Origin of the sequence: Nocardia sp. CY15 (assembly GCF_009829295.1) — a bacterium.
Classification (GTDB): domain Bacteria; phylum Actinomycetota; class Actinomycetes; order Mycobacteriales; family Mycobacteriaceae; genus Nocardia; species Nocardia sputi.
The window spans coordinates 1,116,481-1,128,586 of the sequence record NZ_VUOT01000001.1; the positions used below are offsets into that span (position 1 = coordinate 1,116,481).

Below are 12,106 nucleotides of genomic sequence, written 5' to 3' on the forward strand. Positions count from 1 at the left end.
TGCGATGACACCACCGTACGGAACGCCGCGGGCTTCTGGAACGTCCTCAGGTCGGATGCGGCGCTTATACCGTGGTAGGAGCCCCTCCGAATGGTGGCCGCGGCTTTCGGACATCCCTCATCCGCGCTGCGCGGTCACCCGTTCCGACGCGATGCGCCGGTCGCGCAGCGCCGGATCGGGGTTGACCACCTGCACCAGCGAGGCGCCCGCGGCGAGCACCGCGAGATATCCGTCGATCAGTTCGGCAGGCGTGTCCCACGGCGTGCTGGACAGCACCCGGTCACCCTCGGCGAAGCCCTGGCGCATAGCCGATTTCCGCGCCTCGGCGAGCACTTCGGCGACCGGCATGCCATCCAGCGCGACACCGGCGCCGCGGGGCAGGAACTGGTCGCCGTGCACGCGCACCGAGGTGGCGAAATCGGTGACGCCCACCGGCAGGTCGCGCACCGGGGCGCCCATGGCGTCCAGCGACAGCGCGGCGATCTCACCCCCGCCGTCGGCGTCGTCCAGGCGATCCGGGGTCACCAGCGCCAGATCGGCGTCCTCGTCCGGGTGCAGCACCACCTCGGTGCCCGCCCACCAGCAGCCCAGCAGCACAGCGGCGGTCTGCCAGTGCGCCGGGAGCAGGACGGCGACACGGGCGCCGGGACTCAGACCGAACTCGTCGCGAATCAGATTGGCGGTCTTGGCCGCCCAGTTCGCCAGCGTCGCGCCGGACAGTTCGATCCGCGCCCCGGTGGCGTCGTCGTAATAGGTGACGCGCGGACCCGCGGGTTCGCGGGCGAGGATGGGATCGAGTACCGATTCGGTGAGAGTGTGTACCTGGTCGATGTCACGCATGGTTCAGTTCACGCATTTCGGTCCGTTCTGGCCTGCGTCGATCGGTGGAGCGGGTGGGACTGGTGTGGCGGAAGTCGACGTTCCGGACAGGGCGAACACCCGGCTCGCCGACGAGCCCGGACCAGAATAGTCGCTCGCCAGCACGACGCTCACCGAATCCGGGGACAGCGCCGGATCCGCGAGTACCGACAGCCCGCCCAGCGCCTTGGCCACCGCCTGCGCCTTCGGGCTCGAGGTGTCCGCGGCGAGCACGCGACTGCTGGTGACGCGGTTGCCGGTGTAGTTGGTCACCACGCCCTGCCGGAATCCCTTGGCGCTCAGCGTCTGCGCCACCTCGGCCGCGAGTCCGCCGATGCCGCCTGCGTTGTAGACGCTGACGGTGACCGTCGCCGGATCGAAGCCCGGCTCGGCGTTCCGCGTGACCGTCGCGTCGCCCACCAGCGAGGCGATATAGGACTTGACGGCCTTCGGCTCGACCTCGACCACGGATTCCCCGCTGCTGGTCTCACCGTTGAGGTCGGCGACCGGAATGGTCTCGAACTTCACCTGGCCACCGGACAGGTCCTTCAGCCGTTGCAGGAACGCCAGCGCGTCCCAGTCCTCGTCGAGCACGACCGTCCGCCCGACCGCCTCGCTGAGCTGTTGCAACTTGGCCGGATTGGCCAGCGTCTTCGCGCTGAGCAGCTGCTGCACCAGTTGCGCCATGAACACCTGCTGGCGCACGATGCGGTCGAGGTCGCCGCGGGGCAGATCATGGCGCTGACGGACGAAACTCAGCGCGCGCGGCCCGTCCAGGCGTTGGCGGCCCGCGGGAAACCGGGCGCCGGACATCCACTCGTCGACCGGATTCTTCAGGCACACCTCGACCCCGCCGACGGCATCGGTGAGCAGCGCGAAGCCGAGCAGGCTCACCTCGGCGTAGTGGTCGACGGTGAGGCCGGTGAGGTTGGCGACCGTCTTGATCAGCGCCTGCCTGCCCGCTTGGGTGGACTGCCGCTCCGCGTCGGCGTGCGCGACGCCTTGGTCGACGAGTTTCTGGAACTGGTTGGCCTTCGTCGCGCCGTAGGCCGAGTTGATCTTGCCCATGCCCAGGCCGGGAATGCTGACGTAGGAGTCGCGCGGGATCGAGATCGCGGTCGCGGAGCGTCCGTCGTTGGGCACGCGCAGCAGCACGATGGTGTCGGTGTTGGTGCCGATCTCGTCGCCGGCGTGCAACATGGCTCGCTCGGCGTTCGACAGGGGATTGCCGTGCGCGTCGGTGCGGCTGTCCACACCGACCAGCAGGATGTCCACCGCGCCGTCCCGGCTGCCGCCGAGACCGAGATCGCCGATGCGCTCGATGTCGGCGACCAGCGAGTCGACGCTGTGCCAGGCGAAACCGGTGAGCGCCAGCACGATCACGGCGGCGGCCGCGGCCAGCGAACGCAGCGGCCCGAACGACCGGTCGCCGGACCCGGCCGGACGCGGCGACGCCGATGTGCCCCTCCAACGCGACAAGTGTGCATCCTCTCGCCGAAACTCGCCTCTCCTGGCGACACGTGCGCAACCGATCCGCCACCACGGTTCCTGCTCGCCCCGCCCGGTTTCGGGATCCCCCGATGACTCAAGGCTAACGAACGGTTATTGCGAACGGCCGCAACCGTGGATGTGGCGGCGTGCCAGACTTGCGCCCGTGACCGACCCCACCGCGCCCGAACCCACCGCGCCCGCCCGCCTCGTCGTCACCGGGGCGCACGGACAGGTGGGCCGGGAACTGCGGCGTCTCGCTCCGGCCGCCAGCGGCTACGGGCGCGCCGAACTCGACATCACCGACCCCCTCGCCGTGCGCGCGGTACTCGCACCCGGCGACGTGGTGCTCAACTGCGCCGCCTATACCGCCGTGGACCAGGCCGAAGCCGAGACCGAGGCGGCATACGCGGGCAACGCCACAGGACCGGCCGTGCTCGCCGAAGTCTGCGCTGACATCGGTGCCCGGCTGATCCATCTGTCCACCGATTACGTCTTTCCAGGTACCCAGGATCGGCCGTACGACACCACCGATGTGACCGGGCCGACGTCCGTCTACGGCGAGTCCAAGCTCGCGGGCGAGCAGGCGGTGCTCAGCCGCTGCCCGGACGCGCACGTGGTGCGCACCGCATGGGTATATACCGGGCGCGGTGGCGATTTCGTCGCGACGATGCTGCGGCTGGAGCGGGAACGCGACACCGTGGACGTGGTCGAGGACGAGGTCGGCTCGCCCACCTACGCCGCCGATCTGGCCGCCGCGTTGCTGGAACTCGCGGGACGGCCGGACGCGCCGCGGCTGCTGCACGTCACCAATGCGGGCCGGGCCAGTCGGTTCGAGCTCGCGCGCGCGGTGTTCGCGGGTGTCGGGGCGGATCCCGGGCGCGTCCGGCCGTGTGACTCGTCGGCGTTTCCCAGACCCGCACGGCGACCGGGATATTCGGTGTTGTCGCCGCGGGCCTGGAACGACGCCGGGCTGAGACCGCTGCGGGATTGGCGGACCGCACTGGGGGACGCGCTGGCTCGGCGGTCCGACTAGGGTTGACTGCCGTGAGTGATTCCGATTCCGCCGCGCCCGCGGGCCTGGCCGTCGTCACGGTGACCTACTCGCCGGGTGAGCACCTCGAGCACTTCATCTCCACCCTCGCCGGGGCCACCGCGGAGAAACCGCGGGTGATCCTCGCCGACAACGGGTCGGTGGACGGTGTGCCCGAGCTGGTCGCCGAGGCCGATTCGCACGTGCGGCTGCTACGCACCGGCGGCAACATCGGCTACGGCGGCGCGATCAACCGGGCGGTCGCGGAGCTCGATCCGGGCATCGAGTTCGTCGTGATCGCCAACCCGGACATCCGCTGGGGCACCGATTCCATCGACAAACTGCTCGCCGCGGCCAAGCGCTGGCCGCGCGCCGGTGCGCTCGGGCCCCTGGTGCTCGAACCGGACGGCAGCGTGTACCCGTCGGCCCGCCGGGTCCCCGGCCTCCTCGACGGCGCCGGGCACGCGGTCCTGGGCACGGTGTGGAAGTCCAACCCGTGGACCCGCCGGTACCGGCAGGAGAACGAGGAGATCTCCGAGCGGGCCGTCGGCTGGCTGTCGGGGTCGTGCCTGCTGGTGCGGCGCGCGGCGTTCGACTCGATCGACGGTTTCGACTCGCGGTACTTCATGTACATGGAGGACGTCGACTTCGGCGACCGGATGGGCAAGGCGGGCTGGCACAACGTGTTCGTCCCCGACGCCGAGGTGACCCATGCCAAGGGACACGCGGCAGGCCGCCACCCCGAAGTGATGCTGCCCGCCCATCACGCCAGCGCCTACCGGTTCCAGGCCGACCGGCATCCGCACTGGTGGCAGGCTCCGCTGCGGCTGGCGTTGCGGGCCGGACTTGCGGTCCGCTCGCGGATTGCGGTTCGATCTGCCCTGCGCCGACAGGCGCGCGACGCCGGGTAGCCGGCGGCGCAAGGCGAGAAACGAACCTTGTGAACAGGGGAGCTTGATGGCAGGAAATGCAGGCACCGACGCGGTGATCCTGGTCGGCGGACAGGGCACGCGGTTGCGTCCGCTGACCCTTTCGGCGCCCAAGCCGATGCTGCCGACGGCCGGACTGCCGTTCCTGACCCACCTGCTCGCCCGCATCGCGGAGGCTGGGATCACCCATGTGGTGCTGGGCACGTCGTTCAAGGCCGAAGTGTTCGAGGAGCACTTCGGCGACGGCTCCGACCTCGGCCTGGAGATCGAGTACGTCACCGAGACCGAGCCGCTGGGCACCGGCGGCGCCATCCGCAACGTGCTGCCCAAGCTGCGCGCGGACAACGTGATGGTGTTCAACGGCGACGTGCTCGGCGGCACCGACCTCGGCGCGGTGCTCGACACCCACGAGTCGACCCGCGCCGACGTGACGCTGCATCTGGTCCGGGTCAGCGACCCGCGCGCGTTCGGTTGTGTGCCCACCGACGAGGACGGCCGGGTCACGGCGTTCCTGGAGAAGACCCAGGACCCGCCGACCGACCAGATCAACGCCGGATGCTACGTCTTCCGCCGCGAGTACATCGAGAAGATTCCGGCCGGTCGTCCGGTCTCGGTGGAGCGCGAGGTGTTCCCCGCGCTGCTGACCGAGGGCGCCCGCCTCCAGGGGCACGTCGACGCTTCCTACTGGCGCGACATGGGCACTCCCGAGGACTTCGTCCGCGGCTCCGCCGACCTGGTCCGCGGTATCGCCCCCTCCCCCGCACTGCCCGGTCAGCGCGGTGAATCGCTGGTGCACCCCGGCGCGGGCGTCGCCCCGGGAGCGGTGCTCATCGGCGGTACGGTCGTCGGGCGCGGCGCCGAGATCGGCGCGGGCGCGCGGCTGGACGGCGCGGTCGTCTTCGACGGCGCGGTGATCGAGGCAGGCGCCACGGTCGAGCGCACCATCATCGGCTTCGGCGCGCGCATCGGCCCGCGCGCACTCGTCCGCGACGGCGTCATCGGCGACGGCGCGCACATCGGCGCCCGCTGCGAACTCCTGCGCGGGGCGCGGGTGTGGCCGGGCGTGGAGATCCCCGACGGCGGCATTCGCTTCTCGACCGACGTCTGAGGCGCGTTCCGCTCGCCCCCGCGCACGAAGATCCGGAGGTCATCGACAAATCCGCAGGGTCGGCGTGGGGGAACTTGGTTCCGGCGCCACCGACCGCGCCGTCACCAGCGTTCAAGTCGGTGGCGGCACCGGCGGGTCGAACTGCGCCCCTAGGAGAAGCCGACGGCTTGCTGGCCCCAGGCGGTGTGCAGGTCCCGGTCCGGGTCGTCGACCACCCGATCGACGCTGTCGATGAGCAGCGTGGCGCGGGCCGCGAGGCGATACGGCGGCCAGTGTTTGGAGCCGTCGAGTGCGGCGGGAACGCCGTGGGCGGCGAAGGCCAGCCAGCGGCGCATCATGCGGCCGGAGACCTCCATCGCCGCTTTGCGACCGCCGAGCCAGAAGGTGGGGTCGAGGTTGAGCGTGCCGAAATTGCCGAAGACATAGGGCAGTTCGGTGGCGTGCCCCGCGCCGACCCGGGCCGCCCGCAGCATCGGGGTGGCGTAGTCGAAGCGGTACATCCAGGTCGGCGAGTGCTGGGCGTGACCGTTGGCCACCCAGTGCGCCGGCATCCGGAACGCCGCGTCGGTGGACATCGCCAACGCACCGCGGGGCTTGTTCAGATCCGGGTAAGCCGAGGTGATCTCGGCGATCCGCTCCGCCGACATCTCCGGGTGGCCGGCCGCGACGTCGCGCAGCATCGCGTTCACCGCGTCCGGCGTCACCGGCATGATCGGCGAGCGCAGCAGCCGGAACAGCGACGCCTCGTCCTTGTTGGTGCCGATGATCAACGGCACCCGGTGCGATCCCCCGCGCTGGAACCGGTCGATCGGGTAGGTCGGCAGCAGGTCCCCGTCGACCACCGGCGCGGCCGCCAGCCTGCCCGGCTCCTTCAGCGGGATCTCGTCGAGCAGGACGCCCGCCGCCGCGACGATCCGCTCGATGGGACATTCCAGCAGTTCTTTCGCCCGGGTCGCGGGCAGTTCGATCAGCTCGAGGAACCGCTGCGCCACCGTGGCCGCCCGTTCCGGTCCGAACACCGTGGTCGCGGGCGGGCTCTGCGCGATCGCCTGATGAAACAGGCCCGCGGCGCGCGGTGCGGTGAGCAGCGCGGTGACGCAACCCGCGCCGGAGGACTCGCCGAACAGCGTGACGTTGCCGGGATCGCCGCCGAACGCGGCGATGTTGTCGCGCACCCACTCCAGCGCGGCGATCTGATCGTGCAGGCCGAGATTCGGCGCGAAGTCGTCGCCGAGCGAGGAGAGGTCGAGAAAGCCCAGTGCGCCGAGCCGATAATTGACCCCGACGACCACGACGTCACCGGCCGCGGCCAGCCTGCGCCCGTCGTAGATCTGCTGCGCGGCGGTGCCGAGGCAGTACGCGCCGCCGTGCAGCCAGACCAGCACCGGGCGGGGTTCGGTTCCCGAGGCGCGGGCGGCATCGGCGCGCTCGGGCCGAGGTGACCACACGTTGAGCCAAAGACAGTCCTCGCCCATGGTCAGGCCGGAGTCGATGGGGACCATGGTGCCCATCGTCTGCGGCGCGATCTGCCCGAAAGAGGTGCAGTCGCGCACTCCCTCCCAAGGCTGCGGGGGCTCCGGCGGGGCGAATCGGGCCGGGCCTGCGGGGGCGGCCGCGTAGGGAATGCTGCGCCAGACGGAAATCGAACCCTCGCGCACGCCCCGCACGTCGCCGTGCGCCGTCCGCGCGATGGGCTCGGCGAAACCGTCGGGACCGGGCACCGCCTCGGAGAACTGAGCGCGCATCGCAGACCTCCTCATACTTCTTTTTCGAGAGTACGTCGAAGATCAGTACGGCAACGTTTCGATGCCGAGACATTGCTGCGTCGGACGCTGTTCATCCGCTGTTCAGGCCCGTGCCCACGGGTGCGGTGTCGAATCGGTCACGGTGGCCGCGACCAGCCCTTTGCTGCCCCGATTGCCGAAAGGGTGCCGCCGCGGCCCGGACAAGGGCCGTTCGCCAGGTCGCGATCCCGATACCGCTCCGCGACCGGAGCCGGTCCCCGCCGAGCTACGCGGCCCGCGACTCGGAGTACGGCCGACCCTGGGCGAGCATCGACGTGCGTGCCCGTTGCCCTTCATCGCCGCGCCAACCTGACGGGCCGCGACATCTCGCCGGAGTCCGATGCGGACACTTCGGCGGCGGAGGCCCTAAACTGAGCGGATGCCGAGTTACAGCTATCGGTGCCGCAGCTGCGGCGACACGTTCGAGGTTTCCCGTCCGATGGCGGAGTCGTCGGCGCCGGCGACCTGCCCGATCGGCCACGACGACACGGTCAAACTGCTGACCACCTTCGCCACCGTCTCCCGGGGCGGCGGGAAGGCTCCCGCGCCGAGCCCCGCCGCGCCCCCGGCGGGCGGCGGCTGCTGCGGTGGCGGCTGCTGCGGATGACTGCGGGTCCGGCCGGTGCGGTTCAGTCGCGCCGGTCGACGTGACCGAGGTCACGCTCCGGTGCGACCCGGTCGCGCACGCGCTGCTTCAGCACCGCGATGTCGGGGAATCCGCCGTCGGCCTTGCGCTCCCAGATCTGTTCGCCGTCGACGGTGATTCGGAAGACCCCGCCCGAACCCGGGATGAGCGCGACTTCATCCAGATCGGTGGCGAACGTGCTGAGCAATTCCTGCGCCATCCAGCCCGCCCGCAGCAGCCAGCGACATTGGGTGCAGTACTCGATCGCGACGCGTGCCATGCCCGCTGACGCTACCGGTCAGGCGTCGTGCGCGCCGTCCAGGTAGACCCACGCGCCGTCGGACCGGGCGAACCTGCTGATCTCGTGCAGCGCGCCGCGACCATCCGTGTCCCGGTAGTGCGCGACGAACGCCACCGTGCCGGTGTCGTCGAACGGTCCACCGCGCTCGGTGCGGGTGATCTCGAGGAACAGCCAACGTTGCGCCGGATCCAGGACCACCTCGCGCGGGCGGGTGCGCGGATGCCAGGAACGCAGCAGATACTCGGCGTCACCCACCGCGAACGCGGTGTAGCGCGACCGCATCAGCGCTTCGGCGGTCGCCGCCGGGCGCTCACCGCGCAGCACCGGACCACAGCACTCGTCGTATGCGTCACCGCGCCCGCACGGGCACCGCTGTGCTCCGCTCACGCTGTCTCCTCTCCGGTACGAGCGCGACCCGTCGTGGTCGTGCCGGTGCGACCACCTCGGTGGGAGCCGGTCATGCCATCTCCCGTCCGTGCTCGGCCGGGTCCCTCATGATCGCCGTGTCGCAGTGCCTCCGGCAAACCCGAGAACTCACGCCGTCACGGCTTCGGCCCGGAGCGCAGCCCGCCGTGGTCACGCCGCGCCGCAGAGTCCTGGTCGCTCATGCAGCGCCCTCCCGTCATCGAGTAGATCGAGGGGCCAGGTGCCGCCGATCGCTTGGCGTCATTCCCGGTGCGCGGCCACCGCCGCCAAGTCCGCGGCCAGGGCGACGGTCTGCTCCCGCCAGCGCCGCAGATCGGTGACGCTCGGCGCGAGTTCGTAGTCGTGGTGGTGAGCGGCGCGCGACAGCGCCGCCCAGAGCACAGCCACCCGAGCCGCCTCCTCCGGTCCCGCGAACGCGCGCAGCGCGATCAGCTGCGCCCGCATCGGACAGCGGACCAGCGCGGGCGCCAGTCGCAGCCACAACTCGTCCACGGCCTGTTCCAGGGCGATCCGTAGAATCCAGGCGGTCGCTCTGGACCACAACCCGCCCGCGTCGGTCACCGATCCGGCGAGCAGCAGGTCGACGGTTTCCAGCCGTTCGGCGACCGACGGCCGATTCGCTCGTGAGCGGTGCGCGCCGTTCTTGCGCCCGTGTTGCCCGTGCCGGGGCGCGCCCTCGCCACCCTGGGGCCCGCGGCGTGCGCCGACCGGCCGGCGCCGCCCGCTCATCGGCGCTTCACCGGGCCAGCCACGCGACGAATCTCTCGGTCTCACCGATCAGCTCGCGCATGTCACGCCCGATCGGCACGTGCGCGCCCGCCGTCGCGTCGCGCAGTGCGTCCACCACCCACCGTCCTTCCAACGCGATGAGGTTCTTGTTCAGGTCGTCGACCTTGCTGCCGGCCCCGAACACCGCCAGCGCCACCTTCGCCCTGGTGGATTGCGCGGCATCGATGTGGCGTTCCATCTCGCGGTGGTTCATGCCCGCGGCGAGCAGGGTACGGCGCGCTCTGGCCAGACTGGCCGCCTCCACCGCGGAACGGCAGCAGGTGGCCACCAGTTCGTCGGCGATCGCCGCGGGCAACTGCGGGGTGCGCACCAGAGCGCGGGCGTCGTCGAGGTAGCGGCGGATCGGGTCGCTGGACACTCGCACCTCGACCACCGAGCGGTCGCGGCGCTGGACCTCGAGCACGGTCGCGTCGAGCTGCATCCGCCGCACCGCTTCTGCGAGGCGCTCGTCATGGGTGAAGACCACCACCTGACGGGTCCAGGCGACCGTGGCGAGCACTTGGGCCAGGCCGTCCACTTTGGCCGGGTCCATCGCCTGCACCGGGTCATCGATCATGACGAACCGGAAGGGACTGTCCTCCACCGTGGCTCGCGGCAGGAACAGCGAGAGACCGAGCGCGTGCAACTCCCCTTGGCTCATCACGCCCAGAGCGGCCCCGTCGACCTCGTCGACGGTCACGTCGAGCAGCACGCGGCGCGCGGTGCCCGCGTTGCCCTGCAAGCGGATCGCGCCCAGCTCGACGTTGCTCTGCTGCCGCAGCGTGCGCCACACCCAGCGAGCCGTCGTCTCCAGCGGCGTCATCCGCTCGCCCCGCAGGCCCGCGGTGGCCGACTTCAACCAGTCCTCGGCCTTCTTCACCGTCCGCAGTTCCGCCGCGTGCGCGGCCACCTCGCGCGCGCCGTCCAGCCAGGCCACGATACGCGGCACCAGGGGCGTCCACACCTCGTCCAAGCGGTCGAGCTCCTTGCGGGTGCCCTTCTGCAACAGGTCCAGTTCGTCGACCAGTCGCGCGTGCGCGCTGCGCAGCCGGTCGGGCAGGTCCGGGGTGTATTCGGTGGTGGTCAGCGCCGCCCAGTCGGCCCATGCCTCGCGCACCGCCGTGGTGTCCACCGACGGGGGGTTGCGCGGATCGAAATCCAGTTCGGCGGGAACGAGGTCGGGAAGCGCCCGCGCGGCCCGCACGGCGTTGCCGAACTCCATGCGGGCGGTGGTGAGCGCGTTCACCCGGGCGGACAGCCGCTCGATGGCGGCGTCGGTCTCGCGCACCCAGTCCTCGTCCAAGGCGCCGCGGCCGCACACCGGACACGGGCAACTCCCGCTCGCCGCCTGATGCTCGCGCGCCTTGCGCAGTAACTCGAGCACGCGCAGATCGGCTTCGGCGTCGGCGGTGGAGCCCTCCGCGAGGGCCGCGCCCCACGATTCGAGGCGGCCGGCCACGGCTTCCACTTCGGTGTCATCGGGCAGCGCGAGCCGCACGATGGCGCGCAAGCCGTCCGGTCCGGCCGGGTCGTCCACCACGCCCAGCACTTCACGGCCCACGGCGGCGAGATCCGGCTGGGCGGGCCGCAGCAACCCGGCGACCCGGACCGCGCGGTCGTCGGCCACCGACGCCAGCAGGTCCAGCAGTTCCAGGCGCTCCTGACGGGAATCCCGCACGGCGCGTTCCAGCTCCAGGCGGCGCATCCGGATCCGCTCCTGCGCCAGAGTGAGCTCGTCGAGCCCCAGCAGCTGGTGCAGCGCGTCGAACAGGTCGCTGGGCTTGCCGTCCACCAGCGCGCCGAGTTCGCTGTAGGACAGGAAGGGGCGGTAGAGCTCGAGCTGGGCCGCCCACCGGTCCATGTCGAACTCCGTCGGCGGCGCGGGCGGATACCGCTGGGTCCAGTGCGCGTCCGGCAAATCCGCCTCAGCCGCCCACTCCTTGGTGATGGTGAGCCGGGGGGCGTCACCCGCGGTGAGCAACTCCAACTCGATACGGGCGGCCGTGCCGTCGTGCAGGTTGCGCCAGCCTTCCCGCCACGCCGCCGATCGACCGTCCCACCGGCGGTTCCCGCCGGTCAGGGCCATTTCGGCGGCTTCGGCGAAACTGGATTTGCCGCTACCGTTCCGCCCGGCCACGAGCGTGAGACCGGGGCCGGGCGGCAGCTGGAGCGTCGTCTCCGGGCCGATGCCTCGGAAACCGCGCACCCGGATGGCGCTCAGGAAGATCCCGGAGTGATCGAATGCCGTTGCGGCGTCGTTCGATTCGGCGGCGCCGAGAGCGCGCAACACGGTCCGCGTGACCGAGGGCGTTACCGCCGGGTCCTCGGCGAGGCGCCTGGTCACCACCTCCGAGAGCCGGGGCGCGGCGTCCGTGGAACCGGCGGCCTGGACAGCGTCGGGATCCAGGCGCATGCGAAAAATCCCCTCCACCATCGAGCCGCCACACGTCCTCCGACCCCGTGCGCGGCGACTTGTCGAAGCTGTGCGAAACGCTACCCGATGGCGCCGGAATCGCCCACCGCTCCCATGCGAATCTGCCCGCGGGGATGGATATGGTCATCGAAAGCCTGCGCCGCGTCTCGATGTCCACCCCTCGTGCCAACCCCGGCGGGCAGCTCGATGGTGTCAACACCCGTTTCGGGTGGCTCGGTCGAGCCGAACAGGACAGAATGCCAGAGCACCCCGATCGGCGCAACATTTGCCGGATGGCGAATACGGCACCGAGACAAGCGGTTCCGTATGCGGGGTGGCACCGGTGGCGGCACTTGTCGGTGCGCTGGGGTAG

General features: G+C 71.1%; 11 protein-coding genes. 4 read left to right on the plus strand and 7 right to left on the minus strand.

Annotated elements, in window-relative coordinates:
• Positions 1-117 precede the first annotated feature (117 nt).
• Positions 118-840, minus strand: coding sequence for a TIGR03089 family protein (locus tag GVY39_RS05405; RefSeq protein WP_159920564.1), 723 nt, complete (start codon positions 838-840; stop codon positions 118-120).
• 3 nt (positions 841-843) lie between these two features.
• Complete coding sequence (locus GVY39_RS05410; protein WP_159920562.1) at positions 844-2,337, minus strand: LCP family protein; 1,494 nt, start codon at positions 2,335-2,337, stop codon at positions 844-846.
• Positions 2,338-2,512: 175 nt separating this feature from the next.
• On the opposite strand from GVY39_RS05410, the gene rfbD reads away from it, so the two are divergent.
• The 3 genes from rfbD to GVY39_RS05425 are packed head-to-tail and all read left to right on the plus strand — an operon-like array spanning position 2,513 to position 5,416.
• Positions 2,513-3,382 carry a dTDP-4-dehydrorhamnose reductase gene (gene rfbD / locus GVY39_RS05415; protein WP_223521058.1) on the plus strand — a complete coding sequence of 290 codons (870 nt, stop codon included), beginning with the start codon at positions 2,513-2,515 and terminating at the stop codon, positions 3,380-3,382.
• Between the two features lie 11 nt (positions 3,383-3,393).
• On the plus strand, positions 3,394-4,290 hold the full coding sequence (locus GVY39_RS05420; protein ID WP_159920558.1) for a glycosyltransferase family 2 protein: 897 nt from the start codon (positions 3,394-3,396) through the stop codon (positions 4,288-4,290).
• Between the two features lie 46 nt (positions 4,291-4,336).
• On the plus strand, positions 4,337-5,416 hold the full coding sequence (locus tag GVY39_RS05425) for a sugar phosphate nucleotidyltransferase (RefSeq protein ID WP_159920556.1): 1,080 nt from the start codon (positions 4,337-4,339) through the stop codon (positions 5,414-5,416).
• Between the two features lie 149 nt (positions 5,417-5,565).
• On the opposite strand, the gene GVY39_RS05430 is transcribed toward GVY39_RS05425, so the two are convergent.
• Positions 5,566-7,161 carry a carboxylesterase/lipase family protein gene (locus tag GVY39_RS05430; protein ID WP_159920554.1) on the minus strand — a complete coding sequence of 532 codons (1,596 nt, stop codon included), beginning with the start codon at positions 7,159-7,161 and terminating at the stop codon, positions 5,566-5,568.
• Positions 7,162-7,579: 418 nt separating this feature from the next.
• Here GVY39_RS05430 and GVY39_RS05435 point away from each other — a divergent pair, with 418 nt between their 5' ends.
• Positions 7,580-7,807: a zinc ribbon domain-containing protein gene (locus GVY39_RS05435; protein ID WP_159920552.1), complete on the plus strand. Its 228-nt coding sequence runs from the start codon at positions 7,580-7,582 to the stop codon at positions 7,805-7,807.
• Between the two features lie 22 nt (positions 7,808-7,829).
• On the opposite strand, the gene GVY39_RS05440 is transcribed toward GVY39_RS05435, so the two are convergent.
• The 4 genes from GVY39_RS05440 to GVY39_RS35105 all read right to left on the minus strand — a co-directional run bounded on the left by GVY39_RS05440 (position 7,830) and on the right by GVY39_RS35105 (position 11,733).
• Positions 7,830-8,105: a SelT/SelW/SelH family protein gene (locus tag GVY39_RS05440; protein ID WP_159920550.1), complete on the minus strand. Its 276-nt coding sequence runs from the start codon at positions 8,103-8,105 to the stop codon at positions 7,830-7,832.
• A gap of 18 nt (positions 8,106-8,123) precedes the next feature.
• Entirely contained in the window at positions 8,124-8,513 is a 390-nt protein-coding gene (locus tag GVY39_RS05445) for a YchJ family protein (protein ID WP_159920548.1), read from the minus strand.
• 279 nt (positions 8,514-8,792) lie between these two features.
• Entirely contained in the window at positions 8,793-9,281 is a 489-nt protein-coding gene (locus GVY39_RS05450; RefSeq protein WP_159920546.1) for a hypothetical protein, read from the minus strand.
• Positions 9,282-9,288: 7 nt separating this feature from the next.
• On the minus strand, positions 9,289-11,733 hold the full coding sequence (locus GVY39_RS35105) for an AAA family ATPase (RefSeq protein WP_159920544.1): 2,445 nt from the start codon (positions 11,731-11,733) through the stop codon (positions 9,289-9,291).
• Positions 11,734-12,106 lie beyond the last annotated feature (373 nt).